The organism is Streptomyces sp. KM273126, assembly GCF_004337435.2.
GTDB classification, from domain to species: domain Bacteria; phylum Actinomycetota; class Actinomycetes; order Streptomycetales; family Streptomycetaceae; genus Streptomyces; species Streptomyces acidicola.
On record NZ_SJXB02000002.1, the window covers coordinates 1,635,758 to 1,656,811 of the forward strand.

The 21,054-nt window shown below is 70.1% G+C and carries 21 protein-coding genes; 8 read left to right on the forward strand and 13 right to left on the reverse strand.

The genetic code is table 11. The features are described 5' to 3' along the window. Positions 1-16: 16 nt before the first annotated feature. From E0500_RS37910 to E0500_RS37925, 4 genes are read left to right on the forward strand one after another with little or no spacing between them, the layout of a single operon-like run. On the forward strand, positions 17-2,515 hold the full coding sequence (locus tag E0500_RS37910) for a nitrate- and nitrite sensing domain-containing protein (RefSeq protein WP_131560867.1): 2,499 nt from the start codon (positions 17-19) through the stop codon (positions 2,513-2,515). Positions 2,516-2,529: 14 nt separating this feature from the next. Beyond that, entirely contained in the window at positions 2,530-2,961 is a 432-nt protein-coding gene (locus E0500_RS37915; RefSeq protein WP_131560869.1) for a roadblock/LC7 domain-containing protein, read from the forward strand. 1 nt (position 2,962) lies between these two features. Then, on the forward strand, positions 2,963-3,319 hold the full coding sequence (locus E0500_RS37920) for a DUF742 domain-containing protein (RefSeq protein WP_131560871.1): 357 nt from the start codon (positions 2,963-2,965) through the stop codon (positions 3,317-3,319). Beyond that, on the forward strand, positions 3,306-3,914 hold the full coding sequence (locus tag E0500_RS37925; RefSeq protein WP_131560873.1) for an ATP/GTP-binding protein: 609 nt from the start codon (positions 3,306-3,308) through the stop codon (positions 3,912-3,914). The genes E0500_RS37920 and E0500_RS37925 overlap by 14 nt, the downstream gene beginning before the upstream one ends. Here E0500_RS37925 and E0500_RS37930 read toward each other — a convergent pair. Together E0500_RS37930 and E0500_RS37935 are read right to left on the reverse strand one after the other, a co-directional pair. Then, entirely contained in the window at positions 3,904-4,500 is a 597-nt protein-coding gene (locus E0500_RS37930; protein WP_131560875.1) for a TetR/AcrR family transcriptional regulator, read from the reverse strand. The genes E0500_RS37925 and E0500_RS37930 overlap by 11 nt on opposite strands. Before the next feature lie 91 nt (positions 4,501-4,591). Then, the gene (locus tag E0500_RS37935) at positions 4,592-6,664 is read right to left on the reverse strand and encodes a discoidin domain-containing protein (protein WP_220141732.1); all 2,073 of its coding nucleotides are present in this window, start codon (positions 6,662-6,664) and stop codon (positions 4,592-4,594) included. Positions 6,665-6,829: 165 nt separating this feature from the next. Here E0500_RS37935 and E0500_RS37940 point away from each other — a divergent pair, with 165 nt between their 5' ends. Beyond that, on the forward strand, positions 6,830-7,588 hold the full coding sequence (locus tag E0500_RS37940; RefSeq protein ID WP_131560879.1) for a class I SAM-dependent methyltransferase: 759 nt from the start codon (positions 6,830-6,832) through the stop codon (positions 7,586-7,588). 84 nt (positions 7,589-7,672) lie between these two features. Next, positions 7,673-9,175 (forward strand): alpha/beta hydrolase, encoded by a 1,503-nt coding sequence (locus tag E0500_RS37945; protein WP_131560881.1) that lies wholly within the window; start codon positions 7,673-7,675, stop codon positions 9,173-9,175. A 34-nt stretch (positions 9,176-9,209) separates the two neighbouring features. Here E0500_RS37945 and E0500_RS37950 read toward each other — a convergent pair whose 3' ends face one another. From E0500_RS37950 to E0500_RS37965, 4 genes are all read right to left on the reverse strand, one after another. Next, positions 9,210-10,046 carry a carbohydrate ABC transporter permease gene (locus tag E0500_RS37950; protein ID WP_131560883.1) on the reverse strand — a complete coding sequence of 279 codons (837 nt, stop codon included), beginning with the start codon at positions 10,044-10,046 and terminating at the stop codon, positions 9,210-9,212. Continuing rightward, positions 10,043-11,056 (reverse strand): carbohydrate ABC transporter permease, encoded by a 1,014-nt coding sequence (locus tag E0500_RS37955; RefSeq protein WP_131560885.1) that lies wholly within the window; start codon positions 11,054-11,056, stop codon positions 10,043-10,045. The genes E0500_RS37950 and E0500_RS37955 overlap by 4 nt, the downstream gene beginning before the upstream one ends. Before the next feature lie 2 nt (positions 11,057-11,058). After that, entirely contained in the window at positions 11,059-12,360 is a 1,302-nt protein-coding gene (locus tag E0500_RS37960; protein ID WP_131560887.1) for a sugar ABC transporter substrate-binding protein, read from the reverse strand. A 62-nt stretch (positions 12,361-12,422) separates the two neighbouring features. Beyond that, positions 12,423-13,664: an aminotransferase class V-fold PLP-dependent enzyme gene (locus E0500_RS37965; RefSeq protein WP_131560889.1), complete on the reverse strand. Its 1,242-nt coding sequence runs from the start codon at positions 13,662-13,664 to the stop codon at positions 12,423-12,425. A gap of 256 nt (positions 13,665-13,920) precedes the next feature. Between E0500_RS37965 and E0500_RS37970 the strand changes: the two genes are divergently transcribed. Continuing rightward, positions 13,921-14,622 (forward strand): FadR/GntR family transcriptional regulator, encoded by a 702-nt coding sequence (locus E0500_RS37970; RefSeq protein ID WP_131560891.1) that lies wholly within the window; start codon positions 13,921-13,923, stop codon positions 14,620-14,622. A 37-nt stretch (positions 14,623-14,659) separates the two neighbouring features. Here E0500_RS37970 and pqqE read toward each other — a convergent pair whose 3' ends face one another. From pqqE to pqqA, 5 genes are read right to left on the reverse strand one after another with little or no spacing between them, the layout of a single operon-like run. After that, positions 14,660-15,820 carry a pyrroloquinoline quinone biosynthesis protein PqqE gene (pqqE, locus tag E0500_RS37975; RefSeq protein WP_131560893.1) on the reverse strand — a complete coding sequence of 387 codons (1,161 nt, stop codon included), beginning with the start codon at positions 15,818-15,820 and terminating at the stop codon, positions 14,660-14,662. Then, positions 15,817-16,119 carry a pyrroloquinoline quinone biosynthesis peptide chaperone PqqD gene (gene pqqD, locus E0500_RS44570; protein ID WP_309505286.1) on the reverse strand — a complete coding sequence of 101 codons (303 nt, stop codon included), beginning with the start codon at positions 16,117-16,119 and terminating at the stop codon, positions 15,817-15,819. The genes pqqE and pqqD overlap by 4 nt, the downstream gene beginning before the upstream one ends. Next, entirely contained in the window at positions 16,116-16,829 is a 714-nt protein-coding gene (pqqC, locus tag E0500_RS37985) for a pyrroloquinoline-quinone synthase PqqC (protein ID WP_131560895.1), read from the reverse strand. The genes pqqD and pqqC overlap by 4 nt, the downstream gene beginning before the upstream one ends. Further along, positions 16,826-17,734: a pyrroloquinoline quinone biosynthesis protein PqqB gene (gene pqqB / locus E0500_RS37990; protein ID WP_131560897.1), complete on the reverse strand. Its 909-nt coding sequence runs from the start codon at positions 17,732-17,734 to the stop codon at positions 16,826-16,828. The genes pqqC and pqqB overlap by 4 nt, the downstream gene beginning before the upstream one ends. A gap of 9 nt (positions 17,735-17,743) precedes the next feature. Further along, complete coding sequence (gene pqqA, locus E0500_RS37995; protein ID WP_131560899.1) at positions 17,744-17,881, reverse strand: pyrroloquinoline quinone precursor peptide PqqA; 138 nt, start codon at positions 17,879-17,881, stop codon at positions 17,744-17,746. Positions 17,882-18,234: 353 nt separating this feature from the next. On the opposite strand from pqqA, the gene E0500_RS38000 reads away from it, so the two are divergent. Further along, positions 18,235-19,362, forward strand: a complete 1,128-nt coding sequence (locus tag E0500_RS38000; RefSeq protein WP_131560901.1) for a sorbosone dehydrogenase family protein — start codon at positions 18,235-18,237, stop codon at positions 19,360-19,362. Between the two features lie 96 nt (positions 19,363-19,458). Here E0500_RS38000 and E0500_RS38005 read toward each other — a convergent pair whose 3' ends face one another. Both E0500_RS38005 and E0500_RS38010 read right to left on the reverse strand, forming a co-directional pair. Then, positions 19,459-20,082, reverse strand: a complete 624-nt coding sequence (locus E0500_RS38005) for a hypothetical protein (protein ID WP_131560903.1) — start codon at positions 20,080-20,082, stop codon at positions 19,459-19,461. A gap of 213 nt (positions 20,083-20,295) precedes the next feature. Further along, positions 20,296-21,048, reverse strand: a complete 753-nt coding sequence (locus tag E0500_RS38010) for a FadR/GntR family transcriptional regulator (protein WP_131560905.1) — start codon at positions 21,046-21,048, stop codon at positions 20,296-20,298. Between the last annotated feature and the right edge of the window lie 6 nt (positions 21,049-21,054).

Sequence of the window (21,054 nt, forward strand, 5' to 3'; positions counted from 1 at the left end):
TCGCCCAAGGACGACGATGCCTTCACGGACAGGTGCCCGGCGCCGTCTCGGCTCCATACGTCTCTCGCTGATCCTCCTCGCGCTCATCCCCAGCGTCACCCTCGCCGCCATGTGGAGCGTGACGACGATTCAGATGTTCTCCGAGGGGCTGCGGCTGCGCGAGCAGACGGAGCTGAGCAAGACGACCGGAGCCATGGGCACCGACGCGACGCTCGCCCTGCAGCGGGAGCGCCGGCTGTCGGCCGCGTGGCTGGCGAACCCCAACGGCGACCGGACCGCCCTCGACGAGCAGCGGAAGGAGACGGACGCGGCGATCGGGAAACTGGTCCGCCAGTCGGACGCGATCGACAGCGCCCCCTCCCGCATCAGCGACCGGCTGAACTCGGTCCTCGGCGCGGTGGCCAGCCTGGAGTACTACCGGGACCAGGTCGACAAGCCCGTCGACATCACCCCGCAGCAGACGCTGGACCAGTTCACCTCGATCATCGAGACCCAGATCACCGCCTTCCACGAGCTCTCCCAGGTCGACGACGGCGACCTGACCTCCCAGGCCGACCCGCTCGTATCGCTGGAACGGGCGGGGGAGATGGTCGCCCAGGAGGACGCGCTGCTCACTCTCGCCTGGCCGTCCGGGCACCTGGACGACGAGACACGTTTCCGGTTCTCGGAACTGGTCAGCGCCCGGCGCTGGCTCGTCGAGGACCAGATTGTTCCCTCCCTGGACGGGGACCTGAAGACCCAGACCGAGCAGATCCTCCAGGGCCAGGGCTGGCAGGCTCTGGAGTCCATGGAGGACCGGCTCCTCAAGGCACGCACGACGGGCGGCGCCGACGACCGCACGACGGCTCTGCCCGCCGGCGTGGAGAAGCGGTGGGCCGGCGGGTACGACGCCCTCGCGGGCGAGTACACGAAGCTCATCCAGCAGCAGACCCGCGCCCTGCTGGAACGCAGTGGCAGCGAAGCGGACGCGCTCCTCTTCAAGGCCGCCGTCCTGAGCGCCGCCGGATTCATCGCCCTGCTGGTATGCGCGGTGATGTCCTGGCGCATCACCCGCTCCCTGTCCCGGAGGCTGCGCGGACTGCGCATGGCCACCCTCAGCCTGGCCGAGGAGCGGCTGCCCGACGTGGTCGCGCGCCTCGATCGCGGCGAGAAGGTCGACGTGGAGTCCGCCACCCCGCCGCTCGACTACGGCCGCGACGAACTCGGCCAGGTCGCCCAGGCGTTCAACGCCGCGCAGCGCACCGCCGTGCACACCGCGGTGGAACTCGCCGACACCCGGCGTGGCTTCCAGAAGGTCATCCTGGGTATCGCCCGGCAGAGCCAGAACCTGGTCAACCTCCAGCTCAGCAAGCTCGACAAGCTGGAACGCGAGCACCAGGACCCGAACATCCTCCAGGGCCTGTACGAACTCGACTCCACCGCCAGCCAGTTGCGTCGCTATGAGGAGAACCTCGTCATCATCAGCGGTGAGCGGCCCGGCCGCACCTGGACCCGGCCGGTCGCGCTGATCGACATCCTGCGCAGCGCCGTCGGCGAGGTCGCCCAGTACCAGCGGGTTGAGGTGCACACCGAGGAGGAGGTGTCCGTCGCCCCGCCCGCCGTCGCGGACGTCATCCACCTGCTGGCGGAGCTCATCGACAACGCGACTGCGTACTCGCCCGCCCCCAGCCCGGTGAGTGTGCGGGCCGGGATGGTGGCCAGAGGCCTGGCCGTGGAGATCGAGGACCGCGGCCTCGGCATGTCGGAGGAGGACTACGCCGCGTTCAACGCCCAGTTGGCGGTGCCTCCGCAGTTCGACGTGGTCGCGCTGGCCGACGACCTCCGGCTCGGCATGTTCGTGATCGCCCGGCTCGCCACGCGGCACGGCATCGCCGTCACGCTGCGCTCCTCGCCGTACGGCGGCACCACGGCGATCGTGCTGATCCCACACGACATCGTGGTGAGCGAGTCCGCCGACGCGCCCGCCAAGGACACCAAGGACACTGCCGCCACCGACGCCGCGGCCGAGAACGACCGGCCCACGGGCCCGGTGAAGGCGCTCGCGCACGAGGAGGTCGCCGACGAACGGCCCTCCGCCGGGGGCCCCGACGACGGCGCGCGGAGCCACGAACGCGCCCGCGAACCGCAGCCCGCCGAGGCCCCCGCGCGGACGAACGGCGCCACCCCGGCCGCGGCCACCGCACGGCCCGTGCCCCGCACGCCCACGGCCGGGCGGGCCGCGGGCCGGCGCCCGGGTCTCACCCCGCTGCCCCGCCGGGTACCGCAGACCAGCCTGGCCGCCGAGCTGCGGGAGGACACCTCACCCGTCCAGGACGACGATCCCTTCGACTTCGACGACTTCACCGCGGAGCGCGCGGCCTCCTCACTGGCCGGCTTCCAACGCGGCACCCTCCAGGCCCGTGACGACGGTGCGGAGAGTGCCGACCAGACGGAAGAGACCGCACCCGAGGACGCCGACGAGAAGGTCTCTGCCTCGGGCACGCCCGTCACCGCCGCTCCGCCCGCCGACCGCTGATGAAGGACACAGAAATGACACGCCCCATCCCCGCCACGCACAGTCAGCTCGACCAGCTGCTCACCGGACTGGTGGACCGGGTCGCCGAGGTGAACCACGCCGTCGTGCTCTCCGAGGACGGACTCGTCGTCAGCAAGTCCACCGCGTTCGTACGGGACGACGCCGAGCGGCTCGCGGCCACCGCGTCCGGCCTGATGAGCCTCAGCAAGGGCGTCAGCATGGACTTCCGGGGCGGCCCGGTGCGCCAGTTGCTGATCGAGATGGGCAACTCCTACCTGCTCCTCACCAACGCGGGCCCCGGCGCCAGCCTCGCGGTGCTGACCAGTCAGGGCGCGGACGTCGGTGTGGTGGCGTACCAGATGAACATGCTGGTGAAGAAGATCGGCGAGCACCTCAGTGCCGCCCCGCGGGCCGGTGTCGTCGTCGCGGCGGACAGCGGCGAGTGAGGTGAGCGGAGGCGATACGGCCGGTCGTCTGGTCCGGCCGTTCACCCTGACCGGCGGCCGGACCGAGCCGGACCGTGGCGACTTCACCCTCATCACGATGGTGACCGCCGCGCCCCCGCCGCCCGGCGGCGGCGCCCGGCTGCAGCCCGAACACACCCGGATCCTGCGGCTGTGCGGGGAACCGGTCGTGGTGGCGGAGCTCGCCACACGACTCGACCTGCCGGTGAGTGTGGTCAGCATCCTGCTCTGTGACCTGCTGGAGGCGGAACGGATCGTCGTCCAGCCGCCGCGGGTTGTCTCGCGCACCTTGGACCTGGAACTGCTGCAGAAAGTGAGGCAAGGCCTTGACCGGCTCTGACGCCACCGTCCAGAAGGTCTCGGCACCCGACACGGTCAAGATCCTGATCGCCGGGGGCTTCGGCGTCGGCAAGACGACCATGGTCGGATCGGTCAGCGAGATCGTCCCGCTGCGCACCGAGGAGCCGCTGACCACCGCGAGCCTCGGCATCGACGACCTCAACGGCATCGAGGAGAAGAAGTCCACCACGGTGGCCCTGGACTTCGGCCGTATCACCGTCAGCCAGGACCTCGTGCTGTACCTGTTCGGTACGCCCGGGCAGCAGCGGTTCTGGTTCATGTGGAACGACCTCGCCGTCGGTGCCCTCGGCGCCGTGGTCCTCGTCGACGTGCGCCGGCCGGAGACCAGCTTCGCCGCCATCGACTTCTTCGAGCGCCGCAAGATCCCGTTCGTCATCGGCGTCAACGGCTTCCACGGTGAGCATCCGTACGATCCGGAGGAGATCAGGGAGTCCCTCGCGCTGCCGGAGGGCGCCCAGGTGCTGCTCTGCGACGCACGCGAGCGCGGATCGTGCCGGGACGTGCTGATCGCCCTGATCGACCAGCTCATCGCCACCACGACCCGTGGAGGCGGCCACCCTGCCCCTACGGGGTGACCACGAGCCCGGCGACGTGTTCGGCGATCATGTCCAGTACGTCCGCCGCCGACGTGTCGTCGCCGAGCACGAGGAAGTTCAGGGTCAGCCCGTCCGTCATCGCGGCCAGATAGCGGGCCAGCACGGGAACGGGGACGCCGAGTTCGAACCCCATGTCCCGGCGCAGTTGCTCGATGAGCTCGGCGTAGGTGTCGCGGTACAGCTCGTACTGCCGGCGCGCGAGATGCCCGAACCCCGGCTCGCGCAGGGCGTACTGCGTCAGCTCGTACGTCAGCATGTGCTCGCCGGGACGGTCGGACACATGGTCCCAGTACGCCTGGAACCCGGCTCGGACGGTCTCCTGGAGCGTGGCCCGGGGCCGGATCGCCTCCCTCACCACCGTGACGTAGTCGTCGGTGATGGCCCTGATGACGGACTCGACCAGGGCCTGCTTGGAGTCGAAGCAGTAGTGGAAGACGCTCAGGCTGACGCCCGCCTCGGCGCAGATGGACCGGGTCGTCGTCCGGGCCACCCCGTCCCGGGTCATCGCCCTGATCGCCGCCTCGGTCAGCTGCCGGCGCCGCTCGGCCGACGGCATCCGTGCCATGAACCTGTCCTTCGTGCTCGTACCGGCTCCGCCCGCCGGGAAGCGTAACGGTGCCCCGCCCGGCGGGCAGGCCAGGGCGGGGCACCGTTGGTCAGCGGCTGTACACGCCCACCTCGTTGAGTGAGTAGCCCCAGTCGGTGCCGCGGTCCAGCCCGTGGACGCGCACGTACCGGGCCGGGGCCGCGCCGAACCGGGCCGTGTCGAGGCCGCCGTCACCGGAGGCCGTGGACCACGCCGTCTTCCAGGCGGTGCCGTCCGTGGAGAGTTCGATCCGGTACGACTTCCCGTACGCCCGCTCCCAGTCGAGCGTGACGCGCTGGACCGTCTGCGTGGACCCGAGGTCGATCCGCAGCCACTGGTCGTCGTTCCAGTCGCTGGCCCAGCGGGTGCCGGTGTCGCCGTCCACGGCCCGGCCGGGCGCGTAACTGGTGAACGGGTTGGACTCCGACGAACTGGCCGTCGCCGAGCGGCCCTTGGCGAGGTTGACCCCGGCCTGGTGGCTCTCGGACGCTCCCCACGTGCCGAGGTAGGACTCGGCGCCGCGGAAGAGGTCGTCGACGACGTCCTGCCCGCCGACGAGCCGGATGTCCTCGATCCAGTCCGGCACGAGACCGTAGTGCGCGGCACCGTCGGTGTTGAGGTCCCAGGTGCGTCGGCCGGTGGTCTGCCGGTCGATGACGGCGCCGCCGTCGACGCTGGTGAAGGGGTACGTCACGGGGTTCGAGGTGCCGGTGCCGCGGGGCGCGGGCCAGCCGCCGACGCCGTTCATGTCGGTGCCGTAGCCGTACCCCACGCCGTACTTGTCGCGCAGCGCGTCCGTGCGCTTCGCCTCCGTGCTGAACTCCTGGGAGCCGTGCATGTACTGGGAGACGAAGCCGCCGACGGAGTAGACCCGCTCGGTCCAGTTCAGGTCCATCCAGCTGTGCGAGGACAGCACGCCGGGATACTGCTCGGCCTCGAAGATGTCGAGCACCCGGCCGGTGGCCTTGACGCTCATGTGGTCGATTTCGAGCATCATCTTGCGTTGCATCATGCCGCGCACGGCGTACTCACCGAGATCGGTGAGCCCTCGGACGTTGCACCGGGCGTCCTCGTCGTACTCCGGAACCTCGGTGCCCGCCGGCAGGTCCTCCTCGGCCCCGGACGAGGCGCCGCCGATGGGGTTGTCCTTCTGCGGACCGGTGCACTTCTCCGTCTTCCAGAACGTGCCGGTGGACAGGAACTGGCCGACGTTGATCGCCGTGCCGAGTCCGCCCTCGTCGAAGCGGACCCCGCACAGGGCGTTGTCGAACTTGTGGCACAGGAACATGCTGCGCACGCCCAGGTCGTACAGCTCGTCCAGCCCGGCGTCGATGTCGTCCTTGTCGCACTGCGGGATGTCGAGGATCTGCTTGCAGCCGAACGGTTCCGAGGTCTCGACGCCGAGGACGACGGCGAGTTTGCCCTGCTCGATGACCTCGCGGGCCTGCGCGCTGTCGGTGACGATCCGGAACCAGCCCTTGCCCGTGCCGCCGTACTGCTTGTCGATGTAGTCCTGCATGTCGTACGTCAGCCTGGCCTGGAGCCGGATGGACGTCATCTCGTCGCAGCCGCGGTCCTTGAAGAAGTAGACGGAGCAGATCACGCCGTTCGTGACGAGGTCGTTGACCAGCACGCGCTGACCGCCGCGCCACGCGCGCTCGATCCACGCGTAGTAGTTCTGCTGGTGGGTCATCGAGTCGTACGCGGGCCAGTCCTCGAACGTCGGCCAGCCGACCGGATCGTGCCTGCCGTCACCGCCCTTGGTGATGTAGTCGAAGATCGCGAGCGAGCCGTCGGGGTAGTGCTCGGGACAGTCCTTGAGCGCGTCCGCGATGCCCGTCCCGGAGAACGGCTTGCCGCAGATGAGCCGGCCGCCGAACGCCTCGTTGGCCATGATGTGGTTGTGCGCGTCGACGAACCCGCGCACCTCGTCCGCGGAGTTCGTGCCCTTGAAGGGCTCACCGGTGACGTTGATCCCGGAGTCAGGCGAGGGCCGTGCGCTCGGCGTCCACCAGTCGGTGCCGGCCGCCGCCGAACTCGGCGTCGGGCCCAGCGTCATGGACAGCACGACGAGGAGCAGGGACAGCAGCGCGAGGTGCCTGCGTCCGCGGTGGGGGATCGTGGGGTGCGGGCGGCGAACCATGGTCATCGGTCACGTCCTCGGTTGTCATGACTCGCACAAGCGATGGGACGAGAATCGCTACCCGCAGGTACTGAGTCAAGGGTCCGGGACGCTTGACCTGATGGCCGTGCCGGCCGCCGGAAAACCGCGTGCGCGGACTGCTTCGCAGCCGCTACGGTCCCCGGCATGACCGAACTCGATACCGAACTCGATGAGGACGGCTACTTCGGAGAAGAGATCGCGGCCACGTACGACGAGTCGTCAGCGGACATGTTCCGGCCCGAGGCGGTGGAACCGGCGGTGGACCTGCTCGCCGGGCTCGCCGGTGAGGGGCAGGCGCTCGAACTGGGCATCGGCACCGGCCGGATCGCACTGCCGCTGAGCCGCCGCGGGGTTCCGGTGCACGGCATCGACATGTCCCGGGCGATGGTGTCCCGGCTGCGCGCCAAGCCGGGCGGCGACGCGATCGACGTCGCCATCGGCGACTTCGCGACCACGCGCGTGCCCGGCGAGTTCGCGGTCGCGTACCTCGTCTTCAACACCATCATGAACCTCACGACCCAGGACGCCCAGGTGGACTGTTTCCGCAACGCGGCCGCCCACCTCCGGCCCGGCGGCTGCTTCGTCATCGAGGTGATGGTGCCGGACCTGCGCAGGCTGCCGCCGGGGCAGAACGCCGTGCCGTTCACCGTCAGTTCCACCCGGCTGGGGTTCGACACGTACGACGTCGCCACCCAGGCGACGAGCTCCCACCACGTCAGGATCGTCGACGGGCAGGCCTCGTACACCTCCGTCCCGTTCCGGTACGCCTGGCCCGCGGAACTGGACCTGATGGCGCGACTCGCCGGACTGCGGCTGCGCGACCGGTGGGAGGGGTGGCAGCGCGAGCCGTTCACCAGCGAGAGCCGCGGGCACGTCTCCGTCTGGGAGAAGGCCGTCGACTAGGGGAACCCCGGGGGGTAAACCCCCGGGTACAGTGGCCCGTTGGTCGGATGTCAGTGACGCGCGAGGTGGGCGAAGCTCGTTCCCATGACGAAGATCAAGCGACACACCGCCCTGTTCGCCGCCTCCGCCGCAGTCCTGAGCCTCGCCGTACCCCTCACCACCGCGACTGCCTCGCCGGCCGCCGCACCCGAGCCGCCGCCCCTCGACTGGACGAAGTGCGAGGGGACGGGGCTCGATCCGCGGCAGCGGTGCGCGAGCGTCGAGGTGCCGATGGACTACGCCGCCCCGCACGGCAAGAAGATCATCGTGGCTTTCTCCCGTATACCGGCCGAGAACCCGGAGAAGCGCCGCGGTGCGCTGTTCCTGATCCCGGGCGGTCCCGGCGGCGGCAGCCTCGACCAGCCCTCGGACGAGGGGCAGAAGCTGCCGCAGGAGGTACGGGACGCCTACGACCTGATCGGGTTCGACCGCCGCGGGTACGGCCGGTCCACGCCGGTCAGCTGCGGTTTCGAACACGGTGACCTTGCCCCGTCGAAGACGCGGCCCTGGCCCGCCCCCGACGGCTCCGTCACCGAGAACATGGCCACCGCACGGCGCATGTCGGACGCCTGCGCACGTAACGGCGGCGAGCTGGTCCAGCACATCAGCACCGCCAACGAGGCCCGCGACCTCGACCGCATCCGTGCCGCGCTCGGCGAGCGGAAGATCTCCGCGTGGGGAGTCTCGTACGGGACCTACGTCGGCGCCGTCTACAGCGAGCTGTTCCCGCAGCGCACCGACCGCATCGTGCTGGACAGCAACGACGACCCCGACCCCACCCGGGTGGTGCGCGGCTGGCTCGCCAGGTTCGAGGAGGGGGTCGAGGACAACTTCCCCGAGTTCGCCAAGTGGGCGTCGCAGCCGGGCAACCCCGACCGTGTGGCCCGCACCGCCGCCGAGGTGCGCCCGCCCTTCCTCCGCCTCGCCGCACGCTTAGACCGCGAGCCCATCCCCTGGCCCGGCGCCAACCCGGAGGAGCTCAACGGCAACGTGCTGCGCCAGACCATGCTGGACAGCCTCTACGACCCCGACGACTACCCCGTTCTGGCCCGGCTGATCCTGGCCGCCCGGAAGGGCACCGTGCCGTCCGCGCCCCAGACGCCGCCCGACTCCGTCCTGCAGAACGGCTTCGCCTCCGGAGTGGCCATCTGCAACGACATCGCCTGGCCCAGGTCGGCGGCCGTGTACGAGAAGGGGGTCGCCGAGAGCCGCGCCAAGTACCCGCTGACGGCGGGCCTGCCGAGGAACGCCATGCTCTGCGCCGCCTGGCCGTGGGCTCCGAAGGAACCCGCCGTACGGATCACCGACCGCGGCCCCTCCACCGTCCTCCTCGTCCAGAACCGGCGTGATGTGGCCACCCCTCTCAGTGGCGCACTCAAGATGCGCGAGGCCCTCGGCCGCCGCGCCGTCATGGTGACCGTGAACTCCACCGGCCACGGCGCCTACCTCGACAACGGCAACGCCTGCGGCGACCGCACCGTCTCCCGCTTCCTGGCGACGGGGGAGCGGCCGGCGGGGGACGTCACCTGCGACCAGAGCGAGCGCTGACCGCACCCCCCTTCCCCTCTCTCCCTCTCCGCGCTCAGCCCTTGACCGCGCCGGAGGTGAGGCCCTGGACGATGTGGCGGCTGGCGAAGGCGAACAGGACCATCGTGGGCAGGATGGTGAGCACGGCCGCCGCGGACATCGAGCCCCAGTCGATGTTGAAGCTGGAGATGAACCCGTTCAGGGCCGTGGGGACGGTCTTGTTGGTGTCGCTGTTCATCAGCGTCACCGAAAGGAACAGCTCGTTCCAGCAGTTGACGAAGTTGAAGATGAACGCGGCCACGATCCCGGGGCGCATCACCGGCAGCAGCACCCGGAACAGCGCCCCGAACCGGGACAGGCCGTCGATCATGGCGGCCTCCTCCAGCGCGTCCGGGATGTTCTCGAAGAAACCGCGGAGCATCACCGTGCAGAACGGGATGCACACGGCGATGTACACGAGGACGAGCCCGAGGCGGTTGTCGACCAGCCTGAGGTCGGTCATCAGCAGGTACAGCGGTCCCAGCGCGATGAAGGTGGGGATCATCTGGGTGACCAGCGCGGCCATCAGCAGGGCGGACTTGGTGCGGAACTCGAACCGTGCCAGCACGTACGCCGACAGCATCGAGATCGCCGTCGCCACCACGCCCGCGACGGTCGCGACGACGAGGCTGTTGGTGAGGTAGGTCCCGAAGTCGGCCGTGCCGAACAGTCCGCTGTAGTTCTCCAGCGAGAAGTGCTCGGGCCAGTAGGCGATCGGGAACGCGAAGATGTCACCCGGCGCCTTGAGGGACGTGACCGTGATCCAGTAGAGGGGGAAGACGGTGAAGACCAGCCACAGCCCGAGGAAGGTGAACTTGACGACCCGCCCGGTCGCGCTCTCCTTGCCGATCACGACTTCACCTCTCGCTTCTCTCGCGTGGCCAGCAGGAAGAACGTCGCGAACAGCAGCAGCCCCGCCACCACGAGGAGGCCGAGCGCGGAGGCCCTGCCGTAGTCGCCCTGCTGCGTGATCTTGATCATCCAGGTGGTGACGATGTGCGTTTCGTTGTTGGGGCCGCCGCCGGTCATCCCGAAGATCAGGTCGGGGAAGTTGAAGATCCAGATGACCCGCAGCAGCACGGTGAGCGCCAGCGTGGTGCGGATGTACGGGATGGTGATCCGGAAGAGCGTGCGAACCTTGCCCGCGCCGTCCAGGGCCGCCGCCTCGTACAACTCGTCCGGGATCGACTGCAACGCGGCCAGGATCATGATCGCGAAGAAGGTGACGCCGTACCAGACGTTGGCGACCAGCACGGCGGCCATCGCCGTGTCCGGATCGGCGAGCCAGGCGACCGGCTCGTCGATCAGCCCGGCCTTCTGCAGCAGGTCGTTGACGACGCCGAACTCACTGTTGAACAGCCAGCGGAACAGGATCCCGATGAGGAACCCGGAGATCGCCCAGGGGAAGAAGATCAGCGCCTGGTAGACACCGCGGAGGCGGAAGCGACGGCGCAGCCACAGGGCGAGCGCGAAGCCGATCACCAGCTGGGGAATGATCGAACCGAACACCCAGAGCGCGGTGTTGGCCAGCACGGTGCCCCAGGCGGGGTCGGCGAAGACATCGCGGAAGTTCCTCAGGCCCACCCAGGAGGTGTCGGTGAGATCCGTCAGCTTCCAGTTGCGGAAGGCCATCTGGCTTCCCGCGATCACCGGGTAGTACGTGAAGACGGCGACGAAGACCGCGGCCGGTGCCATGAAGGCGGCGATGAGCAGGCCGCGGCGGGTGGTGAACTCCCGTTTGCGACGGCCCTGCCGAGCGCCGGGGGCGGGCGCGGGACCTGAAGCGCGGGTGGTGCCTCCCGCCCCCGGGGCCGTCGCGCGCGTCTTCTTTGTCGTATTCGTCGTTGCGGACGCGCCGGCCATGCCTACTTCTCCTGCTGCCACTTCTCGGTCCAGTACGCGTCCCAGGTGGCGAGCAGCTCCTTGGGAGTCGTCTTGCCGAGGATCAGCTTCTGCACGTCGGCATCGGACTTCTGCTGCCACTCGGTCCACCAGTCGACGCCGCGCGGCTGGGTGACGACCTGGTACTTCTCCGGGTTCTCCGTCATGGTGACGTAGCTCGACCAGGGGCCCGTCCGGTAGAACGGGTCCTCGGTGGCCGACTTGAGGATCGGCACCAGACTGTTCTTCTTGGTGAAGGCCGTCGACGCCTCGCCCTCGGAGAGGAACTCGACCAGCTTGACGGCCTCGGCCTTGTGCTTGCTGCCCTTTGCCACGCCCCACCCGGCGGTGGCCAGCGGCTGGACGGTTTTGCCGCTGGGTCCGGCGATCAGCGGGGCGGTGTCCCACTGGTCCTTCGAGACCGACTTGGACTCCGAGACCGTGGCGATCACTTCGGGGTCCTGCAGCAGGAAGGCCGTGGAACCGTTGGAGAAGCCCTCGACCATCTCCGGGTAGCCCCAGGAGACCGACGACTTGGGGGACGCCTCCTTGAAGAGCTTGAGGTACGTCTCCATGGCGTCCTGGGCCTCGGGCGCGGAGAAGATGGTCTTGCCGTCGGTGAGCTTGAAGCCGTTCGCGGGGTCGATCCTGTCGGCGACGTATGCCTCGATGATCGCGGTGGCGTTGCTGTTGGCGTTGGCCCCGCCGCGGAAGGCGTAGCCGTACCGGCGCTTGGCCGGGTCGTGGATGGCGGAGGCCTGCTTGAGGAGCTCGTCCCAGGTGGCCGGGGGCTTGCTGAAACCGGCGTCCTGGGTCAGGTCGGTGCGGTAGAAGAGGCTCAGCCCGTAGAAGCCGTAGGGCACGAAGTAGGTGCGGCCCTCCGCGTCCTTGGAGGCGTTGACGGCGTTCTCCGTCATGGCCTGCCAGCCCTGCCAGCCGTCGAGGTCCTTCTTCATGTCGTAGAGCCAGCCGTTGTTGGACCACGGCCCCACGGTGATGTCACGCACCTCAAGGGTGTCCACGCCGCTGCCGGACTGGAGCATCTGCTGGATCTTCTGGTCGGCCTGCTCGGTGGGCGGCGAGACCAGATTGACCTTGATCTTCGGGTTCTGCTTCTCGAAATCGGCTATGAGGCCCTTGAGCAGGTCGGTGCGGGCGGGGTTGGTCAGGCTCTCGACCATGTTGAGCGTGACTGTTCCGTTCGCGCCCGGACTCATGGTGGAACAGCCGGTCAGGACCATCACGGCGGCGGTACCGAGGGCGAGGGCTGCCGTCCTTGTTCTCATCGTGCTGACCTTCCGTGGATGGGGAAGTCCGTGGACAGGGAAAGGTGGCGTGGGGGGTGCCGCTAACGCGCGTCGTGCTGCTCGCGGGCCGCGCGGGCCCACTCGCCGAGGACGGGGACGCAGGCGTCGGCGAAGTACTCGTAGTCGGCGGGGGTGTTGTAGACGTGTGCGGACAGCCGCAGATAACCGACGCCGCCGAAGCTGGTGAAGGCCGCCTCGACGTCCAGCTCCTGGGCGACCCGGTCGCGCAGCGCGTCGGCCTCGACGCGGGTGGTGCCCAGCCCCGCGGGCAGCCGCACCAGCCGCATGCCGGGCACCGGCATGCCGACGTCCACGGTGCCGCTCGCCCCGGTCAGCTCGGCGAAGGCGGCGCCGATGACCTGCTCGCCGTAGTCGGCCAGGTCGTCCATATAGCGGCGGGCGGTGTCCCAGCCCCAGGTGTGCCCGATGAAGTCGAGTGCCGTTGGCGCCGCCAGATAGGAGGTGGCGTCCAGCGTCCCCTGCTGGTCGAAGCGGTCGGGGTACGGATCGGGGGCGCCCCATGAGTCGATCAGCGGGTAGAGCTGCTCCCGCAGGGGGCCGCCGGCGAGCAGCGTCGCGGTGCCGCGCGGTGTGCAGCCCCATTTGTGGAGGTTGCCGACCCAGAAGTCGGCCGTCACGCCGGCGAGCGGGGCGGCGATCAGACCGGGGGCGTGGGCGCCGTCCACGAGGAACGGGATGCCACGTCGCCGCAACTCCGCGCCGATGAGATCCACCGGCATCCGGCGTGCTGTCGCTGACGTGATCTGGTCGACGACGACCAGGTCGGTGGCCTCGCTCACCTCGGCGACCACGGCCTCGTAGGCCTGCTGAGCGTCCGCGTCCAGCGGCACCCGGGCCGTGCGGACGCGTCCGCCCCAGCGCCGGGCCAGCCGCTCGGCGCCCATGGTGACGGCGCCGTAGCCGTGGTCGGTGACGACGATCTCCCCGCCCCGGCGGCGGTCGAGGGAGGTGTACACGACGCTGGCGCCGGCACTGGCGTTCGGCACGAGCGCGAGGTCGTCCGGGGCGACCCGCAGGAAGGCCGCGAGGTCGACCCGGGTGGCGGCGAGCCGTTCGGGCAGCGCCGGGAACCACACCACGGGGGAGCGCTCCATCTCCGAGCGCAGCTCGTTCTGCCGCTCCTGAGCCACCAGGGGAACCGCTCCGAACGAACCGTGGTTCAGGTGCCGCAGGGCAGGGTCCAACGACCATGCTCCGGCCGCGGGTCGGCCGTCGGCCAGCAGGAGAGGGCTGGGCGCGGTGGTGACCTCGGTCTCGCTCACAAGACTCCACTTCTGCGGGACGTGGGCGCCCTGGCCGGTATCGAGTCATCGAGACATCGGGACATCGGATTCCGCACCAGGACACGTATGATGACTGGGAATGTTGGCACGCCGATTTCAGGCATACAAGGGGTCGGCAAGGAAAGTCATCAGATGACTCGCGGTCGATACGTGGAAGACATCTGATGACTCGGCCTCGATACAGTGCACCGCGAGGGTCCTGGCCGTGCCGCCGGACCGTCAGGGGAGGAGATCGATGTCCGCAGTCGACAGGGCGTTTCACGGTCTACGGCACATGATCGCCACGGGTCGCCTCGGCGCGGGCGAGCGCATTCCGCCCGAAGGGGAGCTCTGCGAGGAACTGGGCGTCTCGCGAGGGTCGCTGCGCGAGGCCGTGCGCATGCTCGCCGCCCTGGGCGTGATCGAGCCGCGGCACGGCTCCGGCACGTACGTCTCCCAGCTCAGGCCGGAGGACGTGATCGGCAGCCTGTCGCTGACCCTGGAACTCCTGCCGCTGACCGGCCTGTTGGAGGTCTACGAGATCCGTCGCGTGCTGGAGGCCCATGTCGCCGCCCAGGCCGCGGCACGCTGCACTCCGGAGGCGGTGGGGACGCTCTTCGCGCTCATCGAGGCCATGGAGGCCACCGACGACCCCACCAAGGCCTCCGAACTCGACCACCGGTTCCACCTGGAGATCGCGAGGATCGGCGGCAACCCCACCCTGGCCTCCCTGCTGTCGGTCTTCCGCGCCCGCTCCCGCAAGTACCAGGTCTTCACCCTCCCCGAAGGCCCGGAGCTGCGCCGCAAGAGCGATGAGGACCACCGGGTGCTCGCCACCGCCATCGCCGACCACGACCCCGTCGCCGCCGCCGGCGCCGCGCAGGCCCATGTCGCCCAGACCGAGCGGTGGCTGCGCGCCTTCATGCCGCCCGTGGAGGAGGACGACAGCAAGGGCTGACGGCGCGTGGCGCGTGCCCGGCGGCCCGGTCGGGCTGTCACGAGGCGGGCCGCCGAGTCGCCGGTTCGTTCGCTGCGTGCCGGACGGGGCCGCGGTAGACGTAGCGCGGGGCACCGGCCGGCGGGGGATCGGCGGGTGGTGCCTCCGCCAGGGCGCGGACGAGGGCGTGGTCGGGGGACAACGCGCACGCGGGGTCGGTGCGGGCGGGGTCCCCGGTGAGTGCGTGGGCCTGGCAGCGGCAGCCCCCGAAGTCCGTCTCGCGACGGGGACAGCCACTGCACGGTCCACTCATCCACTCGGTGCCGCGATAGCGGTTGAAGGCCGGGGAACTGCGCCAGATCCACTCCAGGGTCCGGTCGCGTACGTTCGGTACGTCCAGGTCAGGCAGGGTCCCCGCCGCCGGGCACGGCAGCACGCCGCCGTCCGGGGCGACGGTCAGGGACACCGCACCCCAGCCTCCCATGCAGGGCTTCGGCACACCGTCGAAGTAGTCCGGTACCACCCACACCAGTTCGGTGATGCCCGCCAGCTGCGTCCGCCGGCGCTCGACCGTCTCCCCGGCGCGGGAGAGCTGGTCGCGGGTGGGCAGCAGGGTGGTGCGGTTGCGCAGGGCCCACCCGTAGAACTGGACGTTGGCCAGCTCGATCCGCTCGGCACCCCAGGCCACGCCGAGGTCCACGATGTCGTCGACGGCGTCGAGGTTGTCGCGGTGCAGGACCACGTTGAGGCCCAGCGGCAGCCCGGCGTCACGGACGACGGCGGCGGCCCGCTCCTTGGCCGCGAAGGAGCGGTGTCCGGCGATCCGGTCGGATGCCGCCGGATCGGCGTGCTGCACCGACAGCTGGACGCTGCGCAGCCCGGCGGACACGAGCGCCGCCATCCGCGCCGCGCTCAGGCCGCTTCCGCTGGTGACCAGTTGGGTGTAGATCCCGGCCGACTCGGCCGCGGCGACGATGGCCTCCAGATCGCGGCGGAGCAGGGGCTCGCCACCGGAGAGATGGGTGTGCACGACGCCGAGCTCCCCGGCCTGCCGCAGCACGTCCTCCCATTCCTCGGTGGAGAGTTCACGGGAACGGCTGACGAGTTCGAGCGGGTTGGAGCAGTAGGGACAGTGCAGAGGGCACCCGTGGGTGAGTTCGGCCAGCAGGGCCCAGGGCGGCGGTGGCGAGGAGGCGGTCGGTGACGGTGGGCTCGTCATCGCAGCCACCCCTCCTCGCGTACCCGGTCGAGGAACCGGGGCACCTCGGCCGCCACGGGGGCGCCGGGAAAGCGGGCCGCCAGTTCGTCGACGATCTCACCTACCTCCCGAAGGCCGTCGCACAGCCGGAGGACGTCCGCGGCCCGGCCGCCGAGGACGACCACCCGTTCCGGCAGGATCAGCAGGTCAGCCCGGCGCACCCGGTCGTGGCGGAGCACGACCGAGCGCGCCAGAGCAGGCCGCCATCCGGTCACGGCCGTTCCCTTCACCGCCGTTCCCTTCACGGCCGCTCCTTTCACGGCCGCTCCTTTTCGTCGGCGTGGTCGATCGCGTCGAGCAGGGACCACAGCACGTCGCACTTGAAGGCGAGGGCCGCCACGGCACGCTCCCGCTCGGCCTCGGTGCGCGCCCAGTCCAGGACGAGGCCCAGCGCCTCCCGGCTGTCCTGGCGGCCCTGGGTCTCGCGGGAGCGGAAGTACGCCAGCCCGTCGGCGTCGATCCACCGGTAGTGGTGTTCGAACGCGGCGATGCGCGTGCGCATGATGCCCGGGGCGGACAGCTCGGTGAGGGACGCGGCGACGGCTTCCAGAGGGGAGCGGAGCCGGCAGAAGTTGACGTATCCGTCCACCGCCAGCCGTACACCGGGGAGCACCTCCTCGCCGGACAGCAGCCGGTCCCGTTCGAGTCCCGCGGCCTCACCCAGTCTCAGCCACCGCTCGATGCCGCCCTCACCCTCGGCCCGGCCGTCGTGCTCCTCGATCCTCCGCAGCCACATGCGGCGGAGCCGCGACGTGTCCAGCTTGGCCAGGACGAGGGCGTCCTTGACCGGGATGTACCGCTGGTAGTGGAAGCGGTTCAGGATCCAGCGGCGCAGCTCGTCGGGGGTCAGCTCGCCCCGGTGCATACGTACGTTGAAGGGGTGGCGGTCGTGGTAGCGCTCCCGGGCCACGGCCCTCAGCCGCTCCTCGAACGCCGTTGCCCTGGTAGCGGTGCTGGTACTGGTGCTCACAGATTGATCACCATTCCGTCGGCGGCCACGTCGATGCCCCGGTCGGCCAGCCGCTTGTGCTGGGGCGCGCCGGGATCGACGAGGGGATTGGTGTTGTTCAGATGGGTGTAGAGACAGCGGCCGCCCAACGCTTCCAGGCGCTCCGCGGTGCCGTCCGGCCCGTCGATCGGCAGATGTCCCATACCGGTCGCGGTGCGCGTGGAGATGCCGGTGCGCCGGGGCTCGTCGTCGTCCCAGAACGTACCGTCGACGATCACGCAGTCGGCCTCAGCGACAGCGGACTGCAGGGCGTCCGGCCAGGCCCCCAGCGCCGGGGCGTAGACCGCGGTCGCTCCGGTGGCACGGTCCGTCAGATGCAGGGCGACGACCCAGGGATCCGAGCCGGTGCCGGGTGAGTCCGCCGCGTACCGCGGGCGTTTACCGGAGACGGGGATCGCGCTGATCGAGACCTCCGAGTCCGCGGTGAGCGGTTCGGGCTTTTCGCGGGGCAGTTCCCGCCAGGTGAGGGGGGTGTACGGGCCGATGACGGCCTCCAGCCGCAGCCGGGTGAGCAGTGCCTCGCGCACGGCGCCGGTGGCGAGCAACTCCAGGCCGCCGGCTCCGGCTTCGCGCAGCCGGGCGATGCCGAGGGTGTGGTCGAGTTCTGCGTCGGTCAGGACCAGCCCCGCGATCGGCGTGCGCCGCGATCCCGGGCCGGGGTGGAGTGCCGGACAGTCCTCGATCTGGTCCCCGATGTCCGGGGTGGCGTTGACGAGATACCAGCGGTCCTGGGACGACTGAACGGCGAGTGAGGCGTGGCGGCGGCGCCAGTGCGGGTGGGCGCGTGCCCCGGAACAGCCGGGACACGCGCAGTTCCACTGAGGGACGCCGCCGCCCGCCGCGGTGCCGAGCACCTGCAGCAGCACGGCGCCGGGCTAACGGTTGCTCAGGGCATAGGCGGTGACTTCCAGCGCGGTCTCGACGACCACGTAGTCCGGTGTCTGCCAGACCGGCGACTCCTCGGTGCCGGCCTGGGCCTGGTGTTCCGTCGCCTGCTGTACGGGTTCGGTCATGAACAGACCTGCCTCTCTGTGTGGGGGGACCGGTGCGCCCGGTGGTTGGGTGCCACGCCGGCCCACGAGGCGCACTCTGTTGCAGAATCGCGAGTCGAGCCATCCGGGTCAATGGGGCAGGCAGGGAAGTGCTCCGATCTCTTCTGGTGGCAGGCCGCAGCACCTCACGGGTATCTGCCGGTGGATGTGCCGGTATGCGTCCTGGTGAGAGAGGTAAGACTTGAGGTCCTCGACCCGGTACGGACCTTTGGCTTTAACTGCACTTGACCTCCCCGCGGCACACCTCCTACCTTCTCGGTGGACTGACGCACCGTCATGTCCCTGCCAAATTGACTGGCCAGGAGGGCCGTTCCATGGCACGCCACCCCCACATCACCGCACGACTGCTGCCCCCTGCCCTGACCGCGGCGGCGACGGCGGTCGCACTCGCCGCCGGTCTCCTCGGCGCGGCGGCCGGTACCGGAAGCGCCACGGTCCGCAGCGAGAGAGGCAGCGACCGCGGCATCGAGTCCGTCCCCTCGTCCATCCGTACCGTCTCGTCCGGCTGGACCGTTCCCTGGGGCCTGAGCTGGCTGCCCGACGGGTCGGCGCTCCTCACCGAACGGGACTCCTTCAAGATCTTCAAGCTCACCCAGTCGGGCACCAGGAGCCAGGTCGGTACGGTGCCCAACGTCGTGACGACCGGCGGCGAGGGCGGCCTCCTCGGCATCGCGGTCTCACCGAACTGGAACAGCGACCACTACATCTATCTCATGCACTCGGCGGCCACCGACAACCGCATCGTCCGGATGACGTACGACGGGTCCTCGCTCAGCGGCTACACGGTCCTCGTGACCGGCATCGCCAAGAACAGGTACCACAACGGCGGACGCATCAAGTTCGGCCCGGACGGCTACCTCTACGCCACCACGGGCGATGCGCAGAACACCGCCCTCGCCCAGGACCAGAACTCCCTCAACGGCAAGATCCTGAGGATGACGAAGGACGGCAGGCCCGCGCCCGGCAACCCGTTCGGCACGCTCGTCTACTCGCTCGGACACCGGAACCCCCAGGGCATCACCTGGGACGAACAAGGCAGGCTGTGGGAGGCCGAGTTCGGCAACAGCAGGTACGACGAGCTCAATCTGATCGAGCCCGGCAAGAACTACGGCTGGCCGGTCTGCGAGGGCAGCTGCTCGACGTCCGGAATGACCAGCCCCAAACAGCAGTGGCCCGTCAGCGAGGCCTCCCCGAGCGCGGTCGTCTACGCCGATGGCGCCCTCTATCTGGCGGCACTGCGCGGCGAACGGATGTGGCGCGTTCCGGTCAGCGGTACCAGCGCGGGCACCCCTGTCGCCTACTACACCAGCCAGTACGGCCGACTCCGGACCGTGGAGAAGATCCCCGGCAGGAACGCTCTGTGGCTGTCCACCACCAACGCCGACAACAACGGGGGCGAGCCGGACGGCGCGGACAAGGTGTTCCAGGTCGATCTGGGGTAGTGCCGGCCGGCGCGGCCGTCATGGCGGCGCCGACGGCATGGGACCGGCAGGCGTCGGCGCCGCGGCACGGTGGCCCGGCCGCGGCGCCGGCACCGGTCAGTAGAGCTTGTTCACGGCCGTGACGGTGGTGTTCTTGAAGTCGTCGACCTGGGCGTGCTGGAAGTTGCCCATCTGCGCCCACCGGACGAGGGTCACGGTCGCGCCGTCCCGGCCGACCGAGTACAGGCCGATGTCGGAGGCCCCCCACGTGGTCGTGGTGTGGACGCCGTAGACGTACGCGCCCTCCTCGACGTTCAGCTTGCCGTAGTACTTCTCCGTCGCGGTGACGTCGGGGTACTCCCGCATCAGCTTCTCCGCGCAGCCGGCGAGGTCCTTGCGCAGCAGGGCCGCGAAGTCCTTGGCCCGCTGTTCGCTGCGCTCCACCACCGTCACCTGCAGGGCGTTGGTGTCGTACTCGGTCCAGTACGCACGGTGGGCAGCGATCGACGGCAGCGGGTCGCCCCCGCAGGCCGGCAGCGGATCGGGCTGCCCGGCCGTGACGGGACCGGCGTACCAGGGCGAGGTCGGGTGTGGCGGCAGCTCGTCGGGTGCCAGGAACCGGGGTGTGCCGGAGGCCGATGCGGCGGCGGCCGGGACGGCAGCCACGGCGACGGCGACTCCGGCCGCCATGGCGGCCACAGCGGCCACGACACGTCGGGTACCGCGAGCACGGACGTTCATGATTCCCCCATGTGGTGATCGGCGCTTCTGCGATGGCGGGCGCGGCCGTCCCCACGAGCCACACCGTCGACCGGCCTTCCCGCCCCTACGCTTCATACGACCCGCCACCGCCCGCATTCGTTGTGCCCGCCTTTGTCACAGCTCTGTCCTCGGCCGCCACAGCCAACGAGACGTACACATCGCACGCCGGGGCGGGCAGGCGGGCGGCGGTCGTCAAGGAGTGGGGTCGAGATCCACGTCGAGGTCCTCGGCCCGGTTCCAGAACCCGTCGTCCGCGTCCTGGAGACGGGAGGCGGCGTGCTCCATGTGGCGGCGCGCGGCGGCGCGGGCCCCTTCGGCGTCGCCTGCCTCGATGGCGGCCAGGATGGCGTGGTGCTCCTGCCGGACCGCCTCGATGAAGTCGTCCCGGCGTGCCTCGTTGGCGCGCGTGATGCGGATACCGCCGCGCATCACCTCGCCCAGGTAGCGCACCGTCGAGACCATCACCGCGTTTCCGGTCGACTCGGCGATGGACCGGTGGAAGGCGAGATCCTCCTCCACACCGTCGCCGCTCGCCGCGACCGCCGAGTCGATCGCGTCCAGGGCCTGACGCATCCGGGCGAGGTCGCGGGGCGTGGCCCGGGTGGCCGCCAGACAGGCCGCTTCGCCGTCCATGGCGCGGCGTACCTCCACGATCTGCAGCACCCGCGCCTTGGTGTCGGCGGTCTCGGCCTCAAGGTCGAGCGGACGTGTGCGCCGGGGCAGGACGAACACGCCGAGACCCTGCCGCGGTTCGACCAGGCCCGCGTTGCGCAGCCGTGACAGGGCCTCGCGCACCACCGTGCGGCTGACGCCCAGTTGCTTGACCAGAGCCACCTCGGTGGGCAGTTGGTCCCCCTCGGCCAGCCGCCCCGACTCGATCTCCTCCGAGAGGATCGCGGCGACCTGGTCCGCGAGCCGGACGGGACCGCTCACCTTGGAAAACATGCTTGT